The sequence below is a fragment of the Roseimarinus sediminis genome, assembly GCF_050433125.1.
In the GTDB taxonomy this organism is placed as follows: domain Bacteria; phylum Bacteroidota; class Bacteroidia; order Bacteroidales; family Prolixibacteraceae; genus Roseimarinus; species Roseimarinus sediminis.
Window position 1 is genome coordinate 199265 of record NZ_JBNPXV010000003.1, and the last position, 25941, is coordinate 225205.

Here is a 25941-nt window from a genome sequence, read left to right on the forward strand (position 1 = left end):
CAACTATTTATGGCAAAGCATTTCGACTTACCCGTTTTAAAAAAAGTATTTAAACTCCAAAGATTCAGTACGACTGTATTCCTTATGGCTTTTATTGCGCTTTCGTGCAGTACCGCCGAAGAAAAAGCGCCAGAAGATACAAGCTACAGGTTTGATCCCCGCTATGAATCAAGCATCGACAGCCTGATTGCACAAATGACCCTCGACGAAAAAGTTGGCATGTTGCATGGAACAGGAATGTTTGTGTCGGGTGGTGTCGAAAGGCTGGGAATACCTGAGTTTCATTACACCGACGGCCCCAACGGCGTGCGTGAGGAGCTCGAAAGACACTCATGGAATCCGCTCAATCTGGCCGACGACTCAGCTACCTTTTTCCCAAGCGGTTCGGCCCTGGCAGCCACATGGAACAAGGAACTTGCAAGAAAATACGGTGAAGCACTGGGACTCGAAACCAGAGCACGAGATAAAGACATGATCCTGGGACCTGCTGTGAACATTATGCGTACACCCATTGGTGGACGGACTTTTGAATACTTTTCTGAAGATCCCTATCTTAATTCCCAAATCACGGTTGAATATGTGCGTGGTGTTCAAAGTAAGGACGTTGCGGTATGCGTAAAACATTTTGCAGCCAACAATCAGGAATTTGAACGCAACAGTGTGAGCATTGAAGTGAGCGAAAGAGCCCTCAGGGAAATTTATCTTCCGGCATACAAGGCTGCTGTGCACGACGCCGACGCCATGGGCATGATGGGCGCCTACAACCGCTTCAGAGGAGAATATCTCTGCCAGAACGATTACCTGAACAATCAGGTACTTAAAGGCGAATTTGGATTTCAGGGAATGATCGTGAGCGACTGGGGAGCCACCCACAACACGGTAACCGCAGCCCTGGGCGGTCTCGACGTGGAAATGGGCACCCATACCATCGATCAGAACTACGATCAGAACTTCCTCGGGCATCCCTTGCGTGATTCGGTGCTGGCCGGTGTGGTTCCCATGTCGGTAATCGACGATAAGGTAAAACGAATTCTAAGAGTCAGCCTCAATTTGAATAAAATGGAAGGCGAAAGAGTGCAAGGAGAACTGGTTTCTCCACGCACCACTCAAACGGCCTACGATGTGGCCTCGGAAGCCATCGTGCTTTTGAAAAACGACAAGCAGCTTTTGCCTCTGCGACAGGACAAAATTGAAAGTATCGCCGTAATTGGCTTCAATGCCGACCGCTCGCAGGCTAAAGGTGGATTTACTGCCGGTGTAAAACCTAAATACGAAATTAGCCCACTCGAAGGCTTACAAAACAAACTGGGCAAATCGGTTCAAATCAATTATGCCCTGGGTTACCGGCAAATGTTTGAAGAAAAAGGAAACTGGCGTACACCGGCAGTAAAAACGCCCGACGAACAGTTAATCGACGAAGCAGTTGAAGCCGCCATGCGTTCGGATGTGGCGGTGATTTTTGCCGGTAATACACGTGAAATTGAGACCGAAACCCTCGATCGTGCTTCGCTCGACCTGCCTTTCGGCCAGGATGAACTGATCAGGGCGGTGGCGGCAGCCAATCCAAATACAATCGTTGTCGTAGTTGCCGGTGCTCCAGTTAATCTCAATGTTTCAAAGAACCTGGTACCTGCCATTTTATACGGATGGTTCAATGGCTCAGAAGCCGGTACTGCCATTGCCGACGTACTGTTTGGCGACGTGGTACCTTCGGGAAAGCTGCCTTTCACCATCCCCGAGAAACTGAGCGATGTGGGTGTTCATGCACTCGATGCTTATCCTGGTGCAAACGGGGTAATGGAATACAAAGAAGGCATACTGGTTGGTTACCGCTGGTTCGATACCAAAAATATCAGTCCGGCTTATCCTTTTGGCCACGGTCTCTCCTATGCCAATTTTAGCTACAACAATCTGAAGCTGAATGCAGCTGACTTTACTGCCTCCGATCGCATCGAACTAAGCCTTACACTTAAAAACGAAAGTGCTTACGATGCCAAAGAAGTCGTTCAGTGTTATGTTCGTCATAACAACAGCCAGATCATGCGGGCCGATAAGGAGTTAAAAGCTTTCGGGAAGGTGATGATACCAGCCGGGGGTAAAAAGAATGTCGAATTGTCATTCGACGCTAGCGACCTTGCCTACTACGACGAAACAGCAGGCAGCTGGGTGCTTGAACCCGGCACATACACCCTGATGACAGGCAGCTCTTCGCGCGATTTACGTGCTGAAGCAACATTTACAATTCAATAAGAGAATCAACTATTCTAGAGAAAGCGACAATGGAATGCAGCTTCCATTGTCGCTTTTTTTGCTTTAATAGCTTAATGAAAAGACTTCTTTTCCCAACTTTTTATTCAAATGGAAAACAATTTGGCTTTGCTAATTGTATTTTTCTTTTATATTTGAAGAAAGCTGAAAACGGACAACAGCGCATGCTGTTTTGCTAATACAAAGTTAACCAGCCCTTAATATAGAAATGAAACATACAATGTAGCTTTGAAGCGTGAATAACAAACCACAACATATCGCCTTTTTCGACATCGATAAAACCATTTTGAAGATCAACAGTGGTGAGGCTTTAATACGCCAGGCCTATCGTCGTGGACTGATGAACACACTTGGCATGATTAAAGCAGTTTATGCTGCAATTCAATATAAATTCGAGCTCAGGGACACCCATCAGATCATCAGTAAAATGGGAAGCTGGCTGAATGGTTTATCCGAAGACACCTTCAATAAAATATCAAAAGAAATATTTCATACCGAGTTATTGCCCAATATCAGGCCCAACATCATCAAGGAAATAAAGCGGCTGAAGCAACAGGGCACCGAAGTGGTCATACTGTCATCGGCCATTCAGTCAATATGCATGCCCCTGGGTAAGCATCTTAATGTAGATGAAGTGATATGCACCGAACTGGAAGTGATCGATGGTGTATACACCGGCAAACCTGTTGGAAGATATTGTTTCAGAGATGAAAAGCTTAAACGGCTCACCGAATTTTGTCGGCGTAAAAATTATCAGCTCAAGGATGCTGCCTATTATGCCGATTCAATCGATGACCTTCCGGCCCTCGAGAAAGTGGGTTTCCCGGTGTGCATTGCTCCTGATAAAAAACTCAAACGGATTGCACTGAATAAGGGCTGGCTCATTCACTTGTGGTAAACTTCATTCTGGTAATCAAACAGGTCACAGGCTGTCAGCTTATCTTAGAAGCATTCAATATTAGCTTACTGATGTAAAACAGTGAACAGCTTATGTTCAAATACTGATTTTAGTACTATTTATTCAGTCGTTTTATCGTTAAATTAGGGGCAATTTTTATAACCCTTAAAAAGCAGGACGATGGCGTTGATTTCGAAGGATAAAATGTTTTCAAAGCGATGGTTACGCGATTATTTTTTCATTGTTACGGGAGCCTTTATTCTGGCAGCAGGATTTGTGTACTTTATTACACCGCATAAAATTGTTCCCGGAGGTGTTTATGGTATTGCCATTGTAGTTCATTACCTTTCGAAAGGCTTTTTTTCCTTCTGGCCCGAGGGTATTCCCATTGGCTTGTTCGGATTGATACTGAATATACCACTTACCTGGGCAGGTATCAAAATACTGGGTCCCCGTTTTGGTGTCAAAACAATTACAGGTTTTGTGCTCACTTCGGTATTTATGGATGGTATTACCTACCTGCGTCCCGACAGTAGTTTGCCGCTGGTAGATGATGTACTGCTCTCGTGCGTTTTTGGTGGCGTCTTGCTTGGTTTCGGTCTGGGACTGATTTTTAAATCGAGAGCTACCTCGGGAGGTTCTGACATCATTGCCATGATCATTGCCAAATTCACCAACCTGCAGTTAGGGCAATTAATGATTTACGTCGATTCGGCAATTGTATTGCTGGGCTTGCTGGCTTTTCAGGATTGGAAGATTCCGCTTTATTCATGGCTGGTTATTTACATTACCGGACGCGCCATCGACCTGACCCTCGAAGGAGGCAACTATCACAAGGCGCTTTTCATCATATCGAATGAACATGAAAAAATAAAACACAAAATACTGGTTGATCTTGAACGGGGTGGCACCTACTTTTCGGGTAAAGGAATGTACACCAACGAAGAAAAGCAAATTATTTACACGGTGGTGAGCCGTCGTGAGGTAGCCATACTGGAGCAATACATCCACTCCATCGACGAAAATGCATTCATTACTGTAATGGATACCCGCGAAATACTGGGTGAAGGCTTTCAATCACTTAATCAAAAAGTAGAATCATAATGCAACGAATCACACTGATCATATTACTGATAATTACTACAGTTACAGCTCCTGCTCAAAAAGTGGGGCTGGTGCTCAGTGGCGGCGGGGCTAAAGGACTGGCCCATATCGGTTTGATAAAAGTGCTCGAAGAACATAACATTCCCATTGACTATGTTGCCGGAACATCGATTGGTGCCATCATTGCAGGGCTATATGCTTCGGGCATGAGCCCCGAAGAAATGATAGAACTGTTTAACTCAGACGACTTCAGGCTATGGTCAACCGGCCGGATGGACAAGGATGATCTCTATTACTTTAAACGCAACGATGAACATCCCGAATGGCTGAAGGTTGATATTACAAAGAAAGAAGACGGAGTAAAACTGATTTTGCCCATTAACATTGTTCCCGAGCGACAAATGGATTTCGCCTTCATGCAACTAACAGCCCAGACATCGGCCGTATGCCAGGGCGATTTCGACCAACTGTTTGTTCCTTTCCGTTGTGTTTCAACCGACATTTATCACAACAAGGCAGTCATTCATCGCCATGGTGATGTAGGTGAAGCCATCAGGGCCTCGATGACCTTTCCGCTGGTGTACAAACCCATAGAGAAAGACGGCGTTCTGCTCTTCGATGGCGGTATTGTTAATAATTTTCCGACCGACATCATGCAGGAAGACTTCAATCCCGATTTCATCATTGGTCATAAAGTGGCTGCGGCCTGGGATAAACCCGACGCAGAAGATATTTTCAGTCAGATTGAGGCCATGGTAACCCAGATAACCAACTACGAAATCGCCGATTCGGTGGGCATTTTACTTGAAACCGAACTCAACGATGTAAGCCTGTTGGACTTTGCCAAGGTCAATTACATTTACACGCGCGGTATCGAAACAGCACTAGGAAGTATCGATTCAATAGAAAACAAGGTACAACGGAGGATTAGCAAGGAAGAAGTTGATCAAGGTCGTAAAGAATTCATTATGAGAAAGCCTGAACTGATATTCAACAACATTCAGGTAGAAGGCATAACCGACAATTCACAGCGCCGGTACATCATCGAGTCAATAAAATCGAAAGAACGCCTGATTGACATTGAAAAACTAAAAGATTCCTACTTCAAACTAACGGCCGATGATCAGATAAAATCAATTCAGCCGCTGGCATTTTACAACCGGCAAACAGGCTACTTCGATCTGCACATGAAGGTTGAGCCCCGAAAACCGCTCGATGTTGAATTTGGAGGCCACCTTTCGACCCGTTCAAACACCTTTGGTTATTTACAGGCCAATTATAAAACATTTAAAAACAGGGCCTATAAATTATCGAGCAACCTCTACTTTGGAAGGTTCTACAACTCATTTATGCTGGGTGGCCGAATCGACTCTCCTACCCGGCGTCCCTTCTATATTTCAGGTTATTTTACGCTCAATATCTGGGATTATTTTGCCACCAGTACCGATTTAATATTTACAGACATTCGGCCTTCGTACCTGCGCCAAACCGAAAGTAACTTCAAATTCGAAGCGGGTATGCCCTACACCAAAACAGGCCTGATCGACGTTGGAGTTGCCCAGTCGAGTTCGTTCGATGAGTATTACCAAACCAGGGTATTCAATGAAAGCGACGAACTGGATGCAACCACTTTCAAGGCTTATTCAGCGCATATCAGGATTGACAAAAAAAATTACGACTTTAAACAGTACCCCACCGAAGGAGGAAGGAAATTATTTACCATGCGCTACATCACCGGAACTGAAGATTTTAATCCGGGCACCACTGCCCCCGTTCCCGAGCGCATGTCGCAACGACACAATTATTTTCAGATAGAAGCACTGTACGATCAATATTATTCACTGTCGAAATACACTACCGTGGGAATAATGGCACAAGCCATCATCAACAACAACACCTTGTTGAGCAACTACACCTCGTCCTTACTGAATGCCCCTGCATTCACTCCTACCCCTAACAGCAAATCGATGTTCATTGAACATTACAGGGCCAATCAGTTTTTTGCTGCCGGTGGAAAATTTATTTATAAATACAACGACAACCTGCACTTCAGAAGCGAGTTATACACCTTCTTCCCAATTCAAAGCCTGCTGGCACAACCCTTGAACCGGGTCAGTTATTCTGAGGAAATTTTTCCCAAAATACATCTCATGAGCATGGGTGCTGCCGTTTTTCACACACGCTTGGGACCTCTGAGTATTGAAATGAATTATTATGACAAACCCGGACAAAAATGGTTTTTTTCGGTCAACATGGGCTTCATGTTGTTCAACCAACGTGCTTTTTAACCCATCGGTAAATTTCTGCTAAAAACATAACTATGCAATACACATCTCTAAAACCAGGCTTACTGTTGATCGCATTGGGCTTATTTTTTACCATCAAAACAGCAGCACAACTACCGGACACTAATGCAACTGAAATTATTTTCCGGGGCGATTTCAACGACGATTTTGGAAGTGAGAACTGGAAGAAGAACTGGGGTATCGAATGGCTACAGGGAACTGAAAGAAGCAGCATTGTATACGATGAAAAGTTGAAAAAAAGCGTACTAAAAGTCGCTTATCCGCAAACGGGAGTCGGTCCGGGGGAAAGCGGAGCACAATTTCCGCTGGTTTTTAGAAATTTGCCCGGAATTACAGAAGGACACTTTCAGGAACTGTATTTACGTTACTATCTCCAGTTTGAACCAGGTTTTGATTTCAGGCTGGGCGGCAAGCTTCCGGGTTTAATGGGTGGCGGTGATTCGTGGTCCCGTTCGGGTGGCGATCAGCCCGATGGAACCAATGGCTGGACTTTAAGACTGATGTGGCGCAAACAGGGTCAACTGGTTGTTTATGCCTATTTACCCAAAAGCAGCAATGGAAACTATGGCAGTGAAACCTGGGGCCAGGATCTCGATCTTGACTTTGCAGCCAGACCGGGAGAATGGATTTGCATTGAACAATATATAAACACAGGCACTCCCGGTAACGACGACGGAAGACTGAAAGTATGGATTAACGGAAACCTGCAGTTGAACAGAAATGACATTTGTTTTCGCCATACAGCAAACCATAACGGACTAATTGGCGGATGCTATTTCTCCACCTTTCATGGCGGTAATACCCCCGACTGGGGACCGTTGCATAACAGTTATGCCCGCTTTTCAAACTTTCATATTGCTAAAACACCTTTAAAGTGCAAACAAGAATAGCAGCTTAACGTTTGCGAAAGCAACGAATCCAGTCAATATCCAGGCGGTGTGGTAAATTGCCTGTTTCTTTAATTACTTCCGTTTCGATACGTAAACCCAGCGGTGTATGCGGAATATAAGAAGTAGTGGAACCCATCACCTTATTGTTAACACTCCATTCAAGTTTCTCGGGTGTCCATGTCAGTGCAACAATCATGTATCCTTTCGATGGTGTTTTCAGTTTAACGGGGTCGAAGGATTTTGAAAGCTGATCGGTTACAACAACGCCACCCTGCACTGCATTTGCCTGGGCTGTATAAATACGAATACAGGTTGTTTCATCTTCATCGACCAGCGAAACAGAGCTGATTACCCCCTTTATTTTAGATGCTTTCACTTTCACCTCAAAGTGCCCGTATTCCTGTTGAAATCCTTTTAGCGAATGCAACAAGCCCGTCGCATAGGAAAAACGCCTTGGAACAAAACCAAACTGTTCATCCCAATACAGGCCGTCAACGCTTTCCTGTTTGGTTTCAAGGGTCAGTATGCCATTTTCCAGGTCAAAATTGTCATCATAATTCGCGTAATGAAGCTGGTCATTCATACTGAAATTCCTGCCGGGGCCTTTACTGGCTACTGGAGATACAAAAGACCAGATGGGATCGAACGATTCGAATTGCTCTTCGAATGTTAGTTCCCATTCTCTGAAGAATTTGAAATCGTCGGTATCGTTATAATTCAGATAAAGTTGAATCTCCTGGTCAGCCTCAAGCGTTTTAAACTCTGAGAGCTCTTTAAAATCGTCCGTCTTTTCATAGCGCGTCGCATCCTCGAGATAGGCTTTGCGCTCTTTAAATTTTTCAGATTCAATCTCTTCTTTCAGGTCGTTGTACTGATTCAGAAGGTAGGAATCATCCATTCGTAAATAATTCTGATAGGCTCGCGAACGTTGAAAGCGATGCATGAAAATAAGATCGTCCGATTTTCTAAGGCTTTCATACTTTGACTTCTTTGCAAAAGCATCGCTTTGTTCCCAACTTTCGGCAAATTCCTTGTCCCGCTTCTTACGTTGTTTGAAAGCTTTTTTTGCAGCCTTGAAAGTACCCCGTTTTACATACTGTTCCAACTCCTTAAATTCTTCAACAAGGCCTTGTTTTTGAATCGATTGAAAGCGTGAAAGATCGGCCCCGGCCAACACCTGAAAGTAAAGTTTTATTTTACGGTTTTTATTCAGTTTCTGGTATTGTTTCAGCAGTTTTTCTTCGGGCGATCCTTTAAAGCGAAGCGCTTCTATTTCGTCTTTCGTTTTCTGAAATGGTTTCGATTCTACCTTTTCCTTTAAACTGAGATAGCGTTTCAGTTTCTCCGATTTTTCAACCTGCAGATAAAGCTGATAGTCGCGCCACAACTTTTCGTACTGCTGCTCAATGGTTTCTGTATCTTTCAATCTGGCCATGAAATCGATTTAAGTGAAGATTTTCTAAAAATAAGAAATTGTACGATTACATTGGCAAAGGAAGAAAATATTGATTAAAAAAATTGGCAAATGCAAAATAACAGGCAGTAATTTTGCATTTGCCAACAGCTGCTTGTTTTATTTCAACAGGTCGTTCACTGCATGCACTAAAAATAGATAACTCATCGACATGGGAATTACATATTCGTTTTCACCCCACAGGAATGGCCAGTCCTCTTTATTTTCGGGGAAATCTGGTGGTAAGATCAACACACCGGGAACCACTCCGCCTGCAATGAATGAATAATCGGCCCGATTCATTCCATAAGCCACCTTCTTCGATACCGTTCCAATGCCTGACACAAAAGACAGGTTGGATGCCGGGTGACAACCCAGAATATAATTCAGCCCGTCGAACACCGCCTCGTTTGAAACCAGATCGGGATAAGCCTTGTGCAGCAGATAGTTATTAATGGCATAGCCCATAACAGCACCATTGCCAGCCCAGCCTCCACGGGTAATCGGCACATTAAACGGATTATCAAATTCAGGTTGATTCTCCATCCAGGTCACCACCTTGTTTCTTAACGCTTCATTGAATTGTTCATCCATTTTCGGTCTTGCTTTTACAAAGAGCGAAGCATAGCGGGAGTAGGCATCGCTTTGTTCTGACAATACTTCCCGGATATAAGGCTGGTACTTATCATCTCCGGTAGCAAGCAGCAATTCAATCGCCGCTTTCAGCTTTTCATGTGTGAGTTCGCCGCCGGTAGTGTTTCCCACATGAAACAGATCGGGTTCCTTGCTTCCTTCTTCTTCCCATACACTACGGGCAAGGCGTAAACACTCGGCTGCCAGGGTATCGTTATACCCGGCCAATACGCGGCTTGCTGCGGCAAGTGCTGCGGCCGAACCATAATTGAGCGGAGTTGACCGGCTGGTAAACGCCCAGCGATCGTCAAACTTCCCACTTTCGAAACCATTGCTTTCATTTTCACCCAGCTCAGGATTATAAATCAGGTTATCGGTCATGGTGATGGCATCGCCCAAATGGGTATACTGAGAAATATCGCCTACAATGATACCTGGAATGGCATGACCGCACGAATGATATTGAGCGACCAATGCCAGCACACCATGTTCAATTTGCTGGAGAAGGTCAGCCTTTCCGTCGGGATGATGCAGATCGACATAGCGGGTGCTTTGGTCAACCAGTGTTTGATCCCGGTCAATTTTAAAATGCTCCCAGGCATCTACCATGGTTGATATGGTATGATAATGAGTTTGAGTACGAATATCGTAGTCGCCCGCATCGAACCATCCGCCAACATTTAAACCTGGAATATGTTCGCCCGGTTGATAAGGGGTATCGGTGGTTGGTCCTTGTGCGTAAAGATCAAAATGAGTGTGATTTACAGGAGCCTGCAGGGCATCGTCCATGTGCGATAATCCGTGCCAGACCCTGTAGGCTTCATTCACCATCATGTGGTCCATTTGCACCGGCAGGTAAATGTCGAGCGCAGGTTGCCACGCGTCCAGGTAGATATCGTCTGCAATTCTGAAAGGAGTTGTAATGCTTTCTTCAAGCTTAATACAATATAAACCGGAGCTTGTTACTTCGCTGAAATCGAAAGTTCCGTAACGGTAACGCAAATAGCTGCCGGCATCGGTGAGCATCGCTTTTTTTACAAGAATTCTTGTTCCACTGGCATCAATCTGATACAATTCAGCTTCCTTTTCAAGGTGATCGCTGGCATCCAATTCTACCCTGGCGACTTTTTTCTGTGCCGGATGATAGCCCAGCTGCGAATATGCGATCATGGGTTTTCGCATCCATCCCTCAATTGAGTTGGCCGTGATTGTCCAGCGAATTACTTCACCCGATAATCCCGAAGGAATCAGGCTGCGAACAACATACCATCCGTTTTGCGCTTTATTACGGCCATCGAAGAGCATGAGTTCTCCTTTTTCAGCTTCAATAGTCACCCTGCGTTCGTCATCTTCGGGAGCCAGTACAAGCCTGCGACCATTTGCCAGCGAGAGTGCTTCTGTCAGTCCTTCATCATTAATTTTCATTGGCCCCGACGGATAGAGGGGAAAAGCTCCAGGTTTGTCATCGGCTAAATAAGTCTTTTCGAAATAGGCTGCCGGAAGAAATTCCATATTGAAACCGGCTTTCCCAACCAGCTGTTCAGGAAGCGCCTGATCGATCAGAACCGAAACAATCAATTGCTCACCCTTTGCTTCTGAACGGATGGTATAGGCAAAGTTGTGCTCGGGATATTCAAGCCTGGCTTCAATTACTCCCTTTTCACGATCGACCTTCCTTTCGATAAAGCGTGGAACCGGATCCCATTGTTCGGGTGTTGGCATCATTCGCACATCACCATTGGTTACCGTTCGTACTCCGTGATGGATTAATTCGACACCGCTCGTTTTTTCATCACCAAAAAGTCCGTTATACCAGTTGGTAAAAACCAAAAAGTTAACACCTTCAACCTGATAATACTCTTTTTCGTTTAGCACAAGGCCTTTGCTATCGGTCTCCCGGGCCGATACGCACAAAGTGCCCAAAAAAAACACCAATAGCATTAAGATGCTCATTTTAAAAAACTCCTTCATTCGTTCTCCTTTTAAATTATTGAACACGGGCACTTTCTGGTGGTCCCAGGTAAGTGTATTTGTTATAGTCACTATTGCTTAAAACCAACTTCTGGATGACCACTCCCGGATCAATCATCCAAACCTTCAGGGTATGATTACCCGGAGTATCGATTGTAAGCTTGCAGCCAGTGTAAAGGGTATTGTTACGCAATGCTTCTTCCCCGTCGCGGAAAGAAAATTTTTCGTGCATATTAAGAACAACGGGCTCCTGATCATCGATCGACACAGCAAATTCAAGCCCTTCATCGTTGTAAATATTCAGTGTTGGCGACAAATGCGTCTTCAATTCATAAACACCACTGTTACGGGTAAATACATCGTATTCAAGCACAGCCTGGTCAAGGTCGGAAGCATAGTCAGGCAACAAATTAACCGGCACCGGATGCATGGCTCCGAGCGTACGTCCCAAACCAGGAATCAGCTCCCATTGTGCATTACTTCCATTTGTATTTCGTGAAAAATTGGGTGCTTCGATTGCAATGTATCCGTTACTCTCAACAAAGCCCTTCATTGCATTCAATTCATCATCGGCAGGATTGTATACTGTGGCAAGTACGGGGAGTGTATTTCCCTGATCATCGCTGACCTCGATCAGCGAATTCACGGTACCTTTGGGAGCAGCAGCCCAATCAATTGTAACGATTACCTCAGACTGCTCTTTCACTTCACCGCTGCCGGGGTTCAGTTTGATCCATCCGTCATCGGCCTTTACCGTAAAATTAAAAGGCATGGCACCCCTATTGAAAACCTCGATGGTATATTGTTGCCGGTTAAAACAGTCGAACTCGGGCAGTACGGCCCTTCCTCCTTCACCGGGGATCCATCGTTCCGATCCAGAAACGGAAAGCCCCATCGCTGCTTCGTTGGGAAGTCGGATGGTTTTTACCTCGGGCATATAATTTTTATCGGGCTGCTGCCAATAGGTATAGCCAATGTGGGTTTGATTCATCATGTTATTCCATTTTCCGCCAGCCAGTTCGGTATGATAATATTGAGTGATGGCCGCATCGCGATCAAACAAGGCCTTTACCTTATCGGCATAGGTATTGGCGGTGGCTCTGCCCTGTTTGGCATAGTAACGGTTTTTGGCAGCTGCCACGTACATCTCATTCAGATTCGAACAGGCCTCAATGGGATGAAGTACCAGCTGGTAATAAGCATCGGCATATTTTTCAGGTAATTTTTTACCCAGTACGTATGCTTCGGTATAAAGCTGGGTGTATTCCTTTACATAGTTTTGGGCCTCGTTAAAATGAACCAGACTGTAGGTGCCGGGTTCAAGCAACTCGGGCTTCCGGCGACCATTAAACTTGGTATATTTCTTCATAAATTCTGCAATCAGTGCTGCATTCTCGGCACCAAACTGTTCGCCCGACCAATTGATGGCGTATTGTTCCAGGTCGTTGGCGCTGATTTTCTCGGGATTCCATGCGAAATCGAGCCAAAAAGTAATGGGATATTCCATTGGTTTCAGATCGCCCACGTTCACCAGCCAAAGTTCTTTCACACCATGCTGGTAAGCCAGATTCATCTGCTCCCACACACGAGGAATCGGACTGGTATTTAACCACTTGTAACTTCTCGGACCTCCAACATAATCGAAATGATAGTAAATACCATAGCCCCCCGAACGAATGGCTGAACCAGGCTTGGGCAGTTTCCGGATATTACCCCAGTTATCGTCGCAAAGGAGCAGGGTCACATCATCGGGAACCCGCATGCCCTTATCGTAATACTCCTGTACCTCTTTATAAAGGGCCCACATTTGTGGTGTTTTTACCTTTGCTTCTCCCCTTACTTCTTCAATAATTTTGCGCTGATCGGCCACAATGCGCTCAAGCAGGGCTATGTTGGTTTCCTCGCTCATGGCCATATCACCATCGCCACGCATGCCCATATTAATTACCACCTCACGTTCTCCAATCCGCTCAATACCTTCGCGCCAGAACTGACGCAATTCTTCAGCATTGCTTTCGTAGTTCCATGCCCCCTTGTCCGTTTTGGCTTTCCATTCGGCATGTGCCCGATCCATGGGTTCGTGGTGCGAGGTTCCCATCACAATGCCCATCTCATGTGCCAATTGACGGTTCATGGGATCGTCGGTATTAAAACTGGCCCACCACATGGCCGGCCACATATAATTACCCTTGAGCCGCAACATCAGTTCAAACACCTTTTCATAAAACTGATGATTGAATCCTCCGTATTTTTCTACAGCCCAACGTCCAAGTGCCGGTTCTTCATCATTCAGAAAAATACCCCGGTATTTTACTTTCGGCTCACCCAGGTCGAATCGTCCTTCCTTAATAAAAATATGCTCATGTTGGTCGACAGGTACATCGGCCCACCAATACCACGGTGAAACACCCATTTGCCTTGAAATATCGAAAAGTCCGTAATAAACTCCCCTTTTATCGCTACCGGTAACAACCAGGGCACTTTCAACGCCTTCGAACGGATTTTGCACCACCTCGATAAGCGAGTTTTCCCATTTTCCCTTAATTTCAGCCACATCCAGCTTACCAGCTTCAATTAGTTTTTTAATCAGCGAACTTTTCTCAAGCGACCCGACAATTACCAGGTGTTTTCCGACTGGTACTTCATCGGCAAGAACGGTTGGCCGAACACCGCTAACCATCTCAACATCCTTGCTAAAATAGGACAGAATGCGTGGTAAGCCGGCTTCATCACTGCTATCGTATATCACCGTAGCAGCCTTGCCTTCCTCAACCAGCGGAAAACCTGAAACTCCTGCTTCAGTGATCACATAGTTGTTATCAAACATTTGAAGTGTTCCTGTATTGCTTTCATCGCCAGCTGAGGGACGCATACATGACATCATCAGCACAGTGATTGCGATGAAGGTGATTGGCAGGTAATCTTTCACGGAAAGTTGTAAATAATTCATTTCTGATTTTTTTATCATCGGTTTTTATTCCGGAAGCAAAGCGATTCTTGCTCCTGGAACCAGAAACAAAATAACGAAATGGAAATGAAACAAAAGGGGTAAATTTTTGGTATTCGGAGGTAATATTTTGCCCATAGCAGGCCTGACTGCTGGTTTTTGACGACTAATAAAACAAATGCCCCCCTGCCTTCTTTCAAATCAAAAAATAAGAACAACAAAAATCTACTTCCAACTTGGCCAGCGTATCGATTGATAAATATCAACTCAAATAAAGAGATAAGTCAGTCAGCCACTTGCGATATTTTTCAAATTAGATTAAACCTCATCGAAGTTTATGTGTTTTCCTGTAAATCGTTTTTTTCTGATTAAAAAAAATATACTTTTGGTCTTCACTAATAAATAAGCGTCTGTGTTTCTAATTGGAATAATGTCATCACCTTTGCTTTACCTGCTGATAGCTTTTGCCTATTTGCTGGTATTTAGCACCGGTTTTTTCTCTGAATCAGGAGAAGATGCAGGAAAAGATGAGCTTGCTTCCAATATAATTAATTATGAGACACTTGATACGGGAGAGGTCGAACTTGAAGCGGATGACCGGCTTGTACATTTTATGGATTTTACTGAAAAGACAGAGATTAAGCAAAACGAGTCAACTGTCCAAAATGACAAGTCCGGTACCAATAAACTGATCGCACCAAACTATTCTCCCCCCATTTATTCCGAACACCCATCTTTTGCAAAATACACTTCTGAACTTTTTAACAGACCACCTCCTGCCATCGTAGCCTAAGCAAAGGGCAGCAATTCATCAAATTCATCAAACTGGTTTTTATACATCTTGCAAAAGAAAATTATGATTGGCTTAATAGGCATTAGTTATAAGACTGCACCCATAGAAAAAAGGGAACAATTTTCATTTTCACAGGACGAAATTTTACCATTTGCCGATTTTCTGCAAAAGGAAACCGGAATTTCTGATCTGGTATTGCTTTCAACCTGCAACCGAACAGAGCTCTATATTTCACAAACTTCGCTCGACAGGCTTAGCGCCAGCGAAAGAATTGTAGAAGCCATTAAGAAATTCAAAGGTGCTGAAGGACAATGCTCCCGCTATTTCTATCATAAATTTGACCTGGAGGCTGTAAAGCATTTATTCAAGGTAGCCTCCGGCCTCGAATCAATGATTATCGGTGAAGATCAAATTATAGGACAACTTAAAGATGCCTATGTTTATTGTACCGAAAACGCTCTTACCGATGCTGTATTGATGCGACTTTTCCAGAAATCGTTTGAAGCCGGAAAACGTGCGCGAACCGAAACCGGTATCAAGCTGGGCAACCTTTCGGTTAGCAGTACCGCTGTAGAGTTGTGTTTACAGGAAATGGGCTGTCTCAACGATAAGTCGGTATTGGTGGTCGGTGCCGGAGATACAGGCAGTCTTACCCTTCAGAACATGTACAAAAGAGGAATTGGGGCTTCAACCATCATCAACCGATCAGCCTCAAAAGCTCAAATTCTGGCCGAGAAGTTCAACTCAAAAGTTTCATCCTTTCTAAAACTCGACAAGGAGCTGAAGTATCACGATGTGGTGGTAGTGGCTACCAGGGCACCTCATTATGTAATTACCAGGAAGATGGTGGAGAAAGCAAGGCAGCAAAGCGGAAAACCAGTAATAATGATTGATCTTTCGGTACCACGGAACATCGATCCTGAAATAGCTCAGGTTGAAGGTGTAAAAATGTATGCAGTTGATGACATGCAGAAAGTAATCAGCGAAAATACCGAAAAACGAAAAGAAGCCGCCCAAAAAGCAGAAGCAATAATTGAAGAGGTGGCCAACGAATTCAACGACTGGATGATTAGTCGCTCATTGCGTCCGGCCATTAAAGTGATATCCAACAACCTGGAAGGAGTTTATCGTCAGGAGCTCGAAAGCTTTAAGAACATCGATTCGGAAGAAATTAAGCATGCAGTCGACGAATACACCAAACACATTGTACAGCGATATACCCGTTTGCTGATTAAAAATCTGAAAGACCTAACCGATAACGGTAGAAATACCGATTCGCTGCACATCATCAACGAGCTGTTTAAACTCGAAGACAACAACAGGCGCAAATAGCCGCCTGATGATCGACGAGTAAGAGCTGGGGGATGTAGTGTAATTCAAACCGAAAACGGCCATTGGAGTGTTTTGGCACAGGTATTCACTCACCCCTCATTTAGTGCGGTTGCAAGTGCAATGGCTACTCACTGAACCCTATTTTCAGCTAAGTTACAACACGACCAGGTTACTACATTAAAGAATTTACTTCTAAATATAAGAGATGAAAAAACAAATCATAATTGGAACCCGCGGAAGCCAGCTGGCCTTATACCAGGCCGAGAAAGTAAAATCGGAGCTTGAAGCTGCCCACCCGTCACTTCATGTTGAAATAAAAATAATACACACCAAAGGTGATAAAATATTGGATGTCGCCCTATCAAAGATTGGGGACAAAGGTTTATTTACCAAAGAAATTGAAGAAGCACTTTTAAACGGGGAAGCCGACCTGGCCGTTCACAGTTTGAAGGATTTACCCACTACACTACCCGAAAGTTTAATGCTGGGAGCCGTGCTTGAGCGTGGTGAGTTTCGCGATGCGCTGGTAAGCCGTAATGGCAAGAAACTGGACCAACTCACAGCCAATGACGTGGTCGCCACTTCGAGTTTGCGTCGTCAATCGGCCCTGCTCAACCAAATCCCTTCCTTACAAATAAAAGACATCAGGGGCAATGTACAAACCCGCCTTCGCAAAATGGACGAAGGATATTGTGATGCCATGATTATGGCTGCTGCCGGACTTCAACGCCTGGGACTCGAACACTACATTAGTGAAATTATTGATCCCAAAGTGGTAATGCCGGCTGTGGCACAGGGAGCGATCGCCATCGAGGTACGTGAAAACGATGAGGAAATCATGCAACTGATCCAAAAAATCAATCATCAGCCTACCTGGAATTCCATTCTTGCTGAACGTGCATTCTTACGCACACTCGAAGGTGGCTGTCAGGTACCCCTGGGTTGCTACAGCGAAACCAACGGCGACGAAATCACCCTTTACGGCTTTGTGGCTTCGGTCGATGGCAACGAAATGGTAAAGGATTACCACAGTGGCAGTATCACCAGTCCTGAAAACTGTGGCAAAGAATTGGCCAACAAATTGATCGAACGTGGTGCAAAAAGCATTTTGAATCAAATCAAAAAAAATAACAGTGGGACACAGTCTGCAAAATAAAGTACTCATTTCAACCCGCCCGCTGGGGCAAAATACCGAATTGAAAAATCTGCTTGAGAAAGAAGGAGCTGTTCTGCTTGAAATGCCTACCATCAAAATAGAAAGTGCACAGCTGAAAGGTTCAGAAAAAGCGATTCTTAAGGAGTTGCGTCAATTTACATGGATTGTATTTACCAGCCCCAACGGGATCCATTTCTTTTTTAAGCAGATTAAAATGATTAATGGGAATTATCGACTCCCCGCCTCGATAAAAATAGCAGTGGTTGGCACAAAATCGAAAAGTGTGCTTTTAAGCTATGGATACGAAACATGCATTGACAACAGTGGAAATACCGGATTTGAACTGGCCAATGAGCTGTTACCAGCCATCAACAATAGCGACCACATCCTGTTTCCCGAAGGCAACATTGCACGTGGCACCATTGCTAAAATACTTTCTCAAAAAGCAAAATGCACCTCACTGGTGGTATACAATAACCAGCAACCTGAATCGGTCAACACGGATATTCTGAACAGGGTCCTTGAGAACAATTACGATTACATCATTGTCACCAGTCCGTCGGGAATTAAGCATCTGCTAATGCTGCTTCCTCCTGAATTCAAGCCAAAACAACTTCGCCTTATCAGCATTGGCACCACAACAAGCGATGAGGCCCTTTCGCTGGGAATTGTACCACTTAGCACGGCTAAAATGTCGAATGCTTTTGGTATTTTTGAAGCTATACAACAAATCGAAAAGGTGTAATTAAGAAATAAGCAACAATCAGTTAACCAAAAAATACAAGAATATGGCTTTTCCAACAACACGACTCAGAAGATTGCGCACTTCGCCGGTTACCCGTAACCTGATGCGCGAAACCATACTTACCCGCGACGACTTAATCATGCCGCTGTTTGTTTGTCCGGGAACGGAAGTTGAAAACAAAATCAGCAGCATGCCGGGCAACTCGCAATTGTCGGTCGATCTGTTGGTGGAAAAAACCAAGGCCCTTTACGACAAAGGCATCCAGGCAGTGCTCCTGTTCGGAATTCCTGAACACAAGGACGAACACGGGCTGGTGGCCTGCGAGCACAACGGCATAGTGCAGCAAGCCGTCAGAGCCTTGAAAAAAGAAGTCCCCGGTATGTACCTCATTGCCGATGTGTGCAATTGCGAGTACACCACCCACGGCCATTGCGGCACCATTGTGAACAACGATGTTCACAACGATCTTACGCTCGAAACGCTGGCCAAACAATCGGTTTCACTGGCGCAGGAAGGGGTCGACATGGTGGCTCCCAGCGATATGATGGACGGACGCGTGGGTGCCATCCGTAAAGCACTCGATGGCAGTGGTTTTTACAATACGCCCATCATGGCTTACTCGGCCAAATATGCTTCGGCTTTTTACGGTCCCTTCCGCGAAGCAGCCGAAAGTGCCCCAAAATTCGGCGACCGCAAAACCTATCAGATGGATCCCGCCAACAGCAACGAAGCCATGCGCGAAGTAATGGCCGACATTGAAGAAGGTGCCGACATTGTGATGGTGAAGCCCGCATTGAGTTATCTCGACATCATTCACAGGGTTCGTACCGAATTCAACATGCCGGTTTGCGCCTACAATGTGAGTGGTGAATATTCGATGGTAAAGGCAGCCGCTGCAAAAGGCTGGATCGACGAAGAGCGGATCACCCTCGAAATCCTTACCTCCATTAAACGTGCCGGCAGCGACATGATCATCAGCTATCATTCGCAGGATGTAGTAGATAAATTGTAAGCCTTGCCCACCGCCTCCACAAGAGGGGAATGTACAACTGAAACCTGGAAGTTTTATATTCTATAAAGAAAAAGTGAAAACAATCAAATCAATTACAGATTAATAAAATTTGGGGTAATTTTATGGAAATGCAAATTTGACAAATGGCAAATGCAAGTTACAATAGCACACTCGAGTTAATCAAATCAGAAATACAATCTGCCAAATTTCAAGTTGTTAAATCAATCACAAGGGAACACATCGGTCTCTATTGGAGAATTGGAAAGATAATTATGGAGAAACAACAAGAACAAGGCTGGGGAAAATCTGTTGTGGAGAGAATCTCGAAAGATTTGCAAAGTAATTATTCCGAGAGTAGCGGATATTCAGCAAGAAATTTGTGGGATATGCGACGATTTTATGCCAGGTATGCAACAAATGAAATACTGCGACAGCTTGTCGCAGAAATTCCATGGGGTCAAAATTTGTTAATACTCACAAAAATTAAAGATGACAAAGAGGCCGAATTCTATATAAATGCCACACGCGAATACGGATGGAGTAGAAATGTATTGTTAAATCAAATAAAATCGAAGGCTTATCAAAGAACACTATTCGGAAATAAGTCCCATAACTTCAAAACAGCATTGCCTGAATATTTATCGGAGCAAGCCGACGAAGCGCTAAAAAGTGAATATAACCTTGAATTTTTAGGACTAAAGGAAGGGGTTAAAGAAAGCGAGTTGGAAAACAAAATGATAGCAAAAATCCGTGACGTCATTATGGAATTTGGAGCAGGTTTTGCTTTTCTTGGTAATCAATACAAAATAAAATTAAGCAAGAAAGAATATTTTATCGACCTGCTATTTTTTCACCGAAAATTACAATGTTTGGTTGCAGTTGAATTAAAAATTGGAGAATTTAAACCTGAATATGCCGGAAAATTAAATTTTTATCTGGAAGTTCTAGACAATACTGAAAGAACTGAAAATGAAAATCCATCCATAGGTATTTTGCTCTGTGCTGAAAAAGATTCGTTGGAAGTAGAATATGCGCTTCGAACTACGAATAAACCAATTGGAGTTGCAGAATATCAACTAACAAAGGACTTGCCATCAGCGTATAAAAAATATTTGCCTGATGATAAATTGATTATGAAAAGGATTAAAGAATAGACAATAAAATATCATTCGAATGAATAGCTATAAAAAAAGTATACAAGCTTTCGCCGAAGCTCAAAAACACATCCCAGGCGGAGTGAATTCACCCGTTCGGTCTTTTAAAAGTGTGAATGCCACACCACCGTTTATCGCCAGCGCTGCCGGTTCAACGGTGAGCGACATCGATGACAATACCTACATCGACTATGTAGGCTCGTGGGGACCCATGATATTGGGACATGCCCACCCCGATGTGGTAAAAGCCATTGCCGAAACAGCAGCCAAAGGCGCCAGCTTTGGAGCCCCTACCCTGCTCGAAACCGAAATGGCCTTGCAAATCAAAAAAATGGTCCCATCGATCGACTCGGTTCGCATGGTGAACTCGGGAACCGAAGCCACCATGAGCGCCGTGCGTCTGGCCCGTGGCTACACCGGCCGCGACCTGATCGTCAAGTTTGAAGGCTGCTACCACGGGCATCACGACAGCTTCCTGATCAAAGCCGGATCGGGTGCACTTACCCTTGGGCAGCCCAACTCACCGGGCGTTCCAAAAGGCATTGCTGCCGGAACCCTTACCGCCAAATACAACGACCTGGAAACCGTTCGTCAGTTGTTCGAGAAACATGGCGAAAACCTGGCTGCCGTTATTCTTGAGCCGGTAACCGGGAACATGGGCGTTATTCTGCCAAGCAAAGAATTCATCACCGGCCTGCGCGATTTATGTACAAAATACGGAACCGTACTCATCTTCGATGAGGTGATGACCGGCTTTCGCCTGGCCAAAGGCGGTGCACAGGAAATATTGGGAATCAAACCAGACCTCAGCACTTTCGGAAAAATCATTGGCGGTGGTCTGCCAGTGGGTGCCTATGGTGGCAAGCAGGAAATCATGGACCAACTGGCCCCCAAAGGACCGGTTTACCAGGCAGGGACCCTGTCGGGCAATCCGCTGGCCATGGCTGCCGGATTGACTACCCTGAAAATTCTGGATGAAACACCGGACTTTTACGCTTTGCTGGAAGAAAAATCAGCCAGGCTTGAAAAAGGCTTGCTGGACGCGCTCAAAACCAGTGATGTTCCCGGGGTCATTAACCGTGTAGGTTCCATGTTTACCCTCTTCTTTACCGAAGAAGAAAGCGTGAATTCGTTCGACGATGTATGCAAATGCAACAATGATCACTTTGTAAGTTTCTTCCAATCGTCGCTCGATGCGGGTATTTACCTGGCACCATCGCAGTTCGAAGCCGGCTTTATGTCCATTGCCCACAGCAATGCCGATATTGACCGAACCATTGAAGCATCGCATCAGGCATTCAAAGCCTTATCATAGCCATTAGCAGAAAGCATTACCGACCAATTCGAAATAATGTCTTTCCTATTCATACAAAAGCTCTGGCCAATGACTCTTTGACTTATTGACTTAACTTTTTGACTTAATGACTTTTTTAATATGGATTCAATACTCTTAAATACCCTCAAGGGGAAAAGTACCAGCCGGCCACCCATGTGGTTTATGCGCCAGGCAGGTCGCGTACTGCCTTCGTACCTGAAAATCAAAGAAGACTACACCTTCTGGCAAATGATGAAGAACCCCGAAATAGCGGCCAAAGTGACGCTGTTGCCCATTTACGACCTGGGCACCGATGCAGCCATCCTCTTTTCCGACATTCTGGTGATTCCTTATGCCATGGGCATGGGCCTCGATTTCAAAGACGAAGGACCTGTATTTGAAAAACCGCTGGCTTTCAGGGAAAACCCGCTGAAGGATTTGCATCCCGATCCGTCGAAACTGAATTACATTTACGATGTTTGCGACGAAATTATCAGAACACGCCCCGACAACATTCCGCTGATTGGTTTCTGCGGCGCACCACTCACAGTCCTGCTTTTTATGTTGCAGGGTTTGGGCCGCAAGGGCGAGTTCCCCGATGCCACCAAATTCATTTACGAAAACCTGGAAACCACCCAACAACTGGTCGACGAAATTACCGACCTTTCCATCACCTATGCGTTGGGACAAATCGAACACGGGGTAGAAGTCTTCCAGTTGTTCGACACGCACGCAGGACTGATTCCCTTTGATCTGTATCAAATGCTATTCATGCCGGCTACCAAAAAAATATATGCAGCCATTCGGGGAAAAGGTGTCCCCTTTATTTTCTTTCCCAAGGGAATCGGAGCAGGCATTGCCGAAATCAAGCCCGACAGTTGCGACTACCTGAGCATCGACTGGCAAACGCCCATCCAACTAGCGCGCAAACTGGTACATCCCAAGATTGGCCTACAGGGGAATGTTGATCCACGCCTCCTGTTTGCACCACAAAACGAAATTGAGAAACAACTTCAGCCACTGGTAGAATTTGGTAAAGAAAACCACAACTGGATCTTCAACCTGGGTCATGGTTTTATGCCCGGATTGCCCTACGAGAACGCCAAATTCCTGGCCGACTGGGTGAAAGCCACCGACTGGGGACGCTAAAATTTGAGCCTTAAGAATGGAAATGAATGGTGATCCTTCGTGTTGTACTTTGTGTCCCTTTGTGGTAAAAGTTAACCACTAAGCACACTAAGGATTCACAAAGTCTCTCGAAGCAATTCATTTGAAAAACAATATAGAAGATGATTACTAAAGAATTACTGGAAAAATACAACATACCGGTCCCCCGGTATACCAGCTATCCGCCGGCCAATTTCTTTACGGAAGAATACAGTTCTGAGCAATACGAGAAAGCTGTGCGGGAATCCAACCAATGGAGTCCCGATTACATTTCGTTCTACTTTCACGTGCCTTTCTGTAAAAAGCTGTGCTATTTCTGCGGATGCAATTCCTACGGCATGCGCAAACTCGATGCGGTGGATTACTACATGAAGGCCATGATCAAGGAGCTTGAAATGGTCATCAGCCGCCTCGACAAGAACCGACTGGTTTCGCAGATCCATTACGGCGGAGGTACCCCAAATGCAGTTCCCGAAAAGTACCTGCAGGAAATCAACCAGCTCATCTTCGACAATTTCAAATTCATTGACAATCCCGAAATAGCCATTGAGTGCAATCCGGCCTATTTGGATGAAAAGCAAATTGTGGAATTAAAAAAGGCCGGTTTCAACCGCTTCAGCCTGGGCATACAGGATTTCAAACAGGATGTACTCACAGCGGTCAACCGCGAAGAACCCTTCATGGAACTGGGAAAGATCATCGACTTGCTGAAAGCCGATGCCCCCGATTTGAAGGTGAACCTCGATTTCATTTACGGCTTACCCAAACAAACGGCCGAGAGCTTTGCAAAAACCATGGAGATGGCTGCTGCCTTGAAACCCGACCGCCTGGTCACTTTCTCCTACGCCCACGTTCCGTGGGTGAGCAAAATTCAGAAGAAACTGGAAATTCACGGTCTGCCCGAAAACAACGAAAAGGTCAAGATGAACGAAGAAGCGCTCCGCGTGATGACCGAAAACGGTTACGAGCCCATTGGCATGGACCATTACGCCCTGCCCGACGACGAGTTGTGTGTGGCTCAGCGCGAACACCATCTGCACCGCAATTTTCAGGGCTACTGCACCCGTCGTACCACCGGCCAGGTATATGCCTGCGGGGTAACCGGCATCAGTCAGCTCGCAAAGGTGTATGCCCAGAATACCAAATCGATCGATGGCTACATCGATGCCATTAACCGCAACGAGTTTGCCACCGTGAAAGGTTACGAATTAACCAACGACCAGGTACTGGTGCGCGAAGCCATTACCGAACTGATGTGCAACCACCGCATTGTGTGGGACGATTTGGCCAAAAAACTGAATGTTCCCAGCGAACAGCTGAAAGCCGCCATGGCCAGCCGGCCCGAAAAAATGGAAGACCTGGCCAAAGATGGCATCATCGACCTTGAAAACGGGAACATCCTGATGAACACCGATGGTGCCCTTTTCCTGCGCAACGTAGCTGCTGCCCTCGATCCGCTCTTTGGAACTGCCGGAAAGAATTTTTCAAAACCGGTGTAAAACAGTTAATCTGGAAAGTGATGAAGCTGTCTCAATAGGCACTCTGTGTTACTCTGCGACTTCTCTGTGGTCCTCAGTGTAAATCGTATTTTATTGTTACACAGAGGACCACAGAGAACACCCAGAGAGCCACGGAGAGAAAACTTAATTAATTGACTTTTGAAATAAAACCATCACTCATCCATTAAACAAAAAATCCACGCACAATGAGAAACCACTTCCCCCTATTCAACCTGCTCCTTGCCTTTGCAACATTGAGCGCTTGTTCGGCCGTTGAATTGAAAGTACCTGCCAATTCAGAGGCCATTCACTACATGGGTCGCATTGAGCACAGCGATACCGCATCGGTGTTTTTCTGGTCGGGCACTTCGGCCGAAATCAACTTTGAAGGCACTTCAGTAAAAGCCATTTTACAGGATGAAAGGGGTGAAAACTATTACAATGCCATTGTGGATGGCGACAGTGTGATCATGATTCGCACCACAGCCGGCAAGGAAAGTATTACCCTGGTTGACAAGCTGCCGGAAGGAAAGCACAGCATTCAGCTTTTTAAAAGAACCGAATTCGACCGGGGCAAGACCTGGTTTTACGGTTTTGAGCTGAACCCCGGCGCCAGACTGCTTCCTTCGTCACCCAAAAGTGAACGCAGCATTGAGTTTTACGGCAACTCCATTACCTGTGGTTATGCGGTGGAAGATACAAGCGGCAAAGACCGCCCCGACAGCATTTATACCAACAACTACCTGAGCTATGCTGCCATTACGGCAAGGCATTACGAAGCAGAATATCACTGCATTTCAAAAAGTGGCATTGGGATCACCATCAGCTGGTTTCCCTACATCATGCCCGACATCTACAACCGGCTCGACCCGCAGGATGCCAGCAGTACCTGGGACTTCTCGCGCTTCAGCCCCGATGTGCTGGTGATCCACCTGTTGCAAAACGACTCGTGGCTGGTGAACATGCCCGAACACGAATCGTTCAAACATTTCTTCGGAACTGAAAAACCTTCAGAGGAATTCATCATTTCGGCCTATCGGAATTTTGTGAGCCAGCTCAGAACACATTATCCGGCAGCACAAATCATCTGCACCATGGGCGGCATGGATGCCACACGCGAAGGATCGCCCTGGCCCGGTTATGTCGAAACAGCTGTGAAGCAGTTGAACGATCCGAAGATTTTTACTTATTTCATGCCTTACAAAAATACAGGAGGACATCCCTCGAAAGCAGAACAGGAAGTGATGGCCGAAGGACTAATTCAGTATATTGACGAAAATATTCAATGGTAGGTAGAA

General features: G+C 45.2%; 18 protein-coding genes. 15 read left to right on the forward strand and 3 right to left on the reverse strand.

The features are described from left to right. Window positions 1-9 precede the first annotated feature (9 nt). From FHS86_RS05480 to FHS86_RS05500, 5 genes are all read left to right on the forward strand, one after another. Window positions 10-2250 (forward strand): glycoside hydrolase family 3 C-terminal domain-containing protein, encoded by a 2241-nt coding sequence (locus FHS86_RS05480; protein ID WP_429411953.1) that lies wholly within the window; start codon window positions 10-12, stop codon window positions 2248-2250. Between the two features lie 253 nt (window positions 2251-2503). Further along, window positions 2504-3166 (forward strand): HAD family hydrolase, encoded by a 663-nt coding sequence (locus FHS86_RS05485; protein WP_429411955.1) that lies wholly within the window; start codon window positions 2504-2506, stop codon window positions 3164-3166. Between the two features lie 180 nt (window positions 3167-3346). After that, window positions 3347-4270, forward strand: coding sequence for a YitT family protein (locus tag FHS86_RS05490; RefSeq protein ID WP_429411957.1), 924 nt, complete (start codon window positions 3347-3349; stop codon window positions 4268-4270). After that, the gene (locus tag FHS86_RS05495) at window positions 4270-6558 is read left to right on the forward strand and encodes a patatin-like phospholipase family protein (RefSeq protein ID WP_429411959.1); all 2289 of its coding nucleotides are present in this window, start codon (window positions 4270-4272) and stop codon (window positions 6556-6558) included. The genes FHS86_RS05490 and FHS86_RS05495 overlap by 1 nt, the downstream gene beginning before the upstream one ends. A 32-nt stretch (window positions 6559-6590) precedes the next feature. Next, a complete protein-coding gene (locus tag FHS86_RS05500; RefSeq protein WP_429411961.1) occupies window positions 6591-7466 on the forward strand; it encodes a polysaccharide lyase in 876 nt (291 codons plus the stop codon). A gap of 4 nt (window positions 7467-7470) precedes the next feature. Here the strand turns inward: FHS86_RS05500 and FHS86_RS05505 are convergent, their stop codons facing one another. The 3 genes from FHS86_RS05505 to FHS86_RS05515 form a co-directional block, all read right to left on the reverse strand. Continuing rightward, a complete protein-coding gene (locus FHS86_RS05505; protein ID WP_429411963.1) occupies window positions 7471-8901 on the reverse strand; it encodes a glycoside hydrolase family 16 protein in 1431 nt (476 codons plus the stop codon). A gap of 138 nt (window positions 8902-9039) precedes the next feature. Then, entirely contained in the window at window positions 9040-11523 is a 2484-nt protein-coding gene (locus FHS86_RS05510) for a glycoside hydrolase family 9 protein (RefSeq protein WP_429411965.1), read from the reverse strand. A 16-nt stretch (window positions 11524-11539) separates the two neighbouring features. Further along, complete coding sequence (locus tag FHS86_RS05515) at window positions 11540-14473, reverse strand: glycosyl hydrolase 115 family protein (RefSeq protein WP_429411966.1); 2934 nt, start codon at window positions 14471-14473, stop codon at window positions 11540-11542. A gap of 409 nt (window positions 14474-14882) precedes the next feature. On the opposite strand from FHS86_RS05515, the gene FHS86_RS05520 reads away from it, so the two are divergent. From FHS86_RS05520 to FHS86_RS05565, 10 genes are all read left to right on the forward strand, one after another. After that, on the forward strand, window positions 14883-15263 hold the full coding sequence (locus FHS86_RS05520; RefSeq protein WP_429411968.1) for a hypothetical protein: 381 nt from the start codon (window positions 14883-14885) through the stop codon (window positions 15261-15263). A gap of 63 nt (window positions 15264-15326) precedes the next feature. After that, window positions 15327-16595: a glutamyl-tRNA reductase gene (gene hemA / locus FHS86_RS05525; RefSeq protein ID WP_429411970.1), complete on the forward strand. Its 1269-nt coding sequence runs from the start codon at window positions 15327-15329 to the stop codon at window positions 16593-16595. Between the two features lie 205 nt (window positions 16596-16800). After that, on the forward strand, window positions 16801-17751 hold the full coding sequence (hemC, locus tag FHS86_RS05530; RefSeq protein WP_429411971.1) for a hydroxymethylbilane synthase: 951 nt from the start codon (window positions 16801-16803) through the stop codon (window positions 17749-17751). Continuing rightward, window positions 17729-18496 carry a uroporphyrinogen-III synthase gene (locus FHS86_RS05535; RefSeq protein ID WP_429411972.1) on the forward strand — a complete coding sequence of 256 codons (768 nt, stop codon included), beginning with the start codon at window positions 17729-17731 and terminating at the stop codon, window positions 18494-18496. Before hemC ends, FHS86_RS05535 begins: the two co-directional genes overlap by 23 nt. Window positions 18497-18539: 43 nt before the next feature. After that, entirely contained in the window at window positions 18540-19508 is a 969-nt protein-coding gene (gene hemB, locus FHS86_RS05540) for a porphobilinogen synthase (protein WP_429411973.1), read from the forward strand. Between the two features lie 143 nt (window positions 19509-19651). Then, window positions 19652-20662 carry a PDDEXK nuclease domain-containing protein gene (locus FHS86_RS05545; protein WP_429411974.1) on the forward strand — a complete coding sequence of 337 codons (1011 nt, stop codon included), beginning with the start codon at window positions 19652-19654 and terminating at the stop codon, window positions 20660-20662. Between the two features lie 19 nt (window positions 20663-20681). Continuing rightward, a complete protein-coding gene (hemL, locus tag FHS86_RS05550; RefSeq protein WP_429411975.1) occupies window positions 20682-21977 on the forward strand; it encodes a glutamate-1-semialdehyde 2,1-aminomutase in 1296 nt (431 codons plus the stop codon). A 120-nt stretch (window positions 21978-22097) separates the two neighbouring features. After that, the gene (gene hemE, locus FHS86_RS05555; protein ID WP_429411976.1) at window positions 22098-23126 is read left to right on the forward strand and encodes a uroporphyrinogen decarboxylase; all 1029 of its coding nucleotides are present in this window, start codon (window positions 22098-22100) and stop codon (window positions 23124-23126) included. A gap of 140 nt (window positions 23127-23266) precedes the next feature. Beyond that, window positions 23267-24643 (forward strand): oxygen-independent coproporphyrinogen III oxidase, encoded by a 1377-nt coding sequence (gene hemN / locus FHS86_RS05560; protein ID WP_429411977.1) that lies wholly within the window; start codon window positions 23267-23269, stop codon window positions 24641-24643. 206 nt (window positions 24644-24849) lie between these two features. After that, window positions 24850-25935 carry an SGNH/GDSL hydrolase family protein gene (locus FHS86_RS05565; protein WP_429411978.1) on the forward strand — a complete coding sequence of 362 codons (1086 nt, stop codon included), beginning with the start codon at window positions 24850-24852 and terminating at the stop codon, window positions 25933-25935. The last annotated feature ends 6 nt before the right edge of the window (window positions 25936-25941 follow it).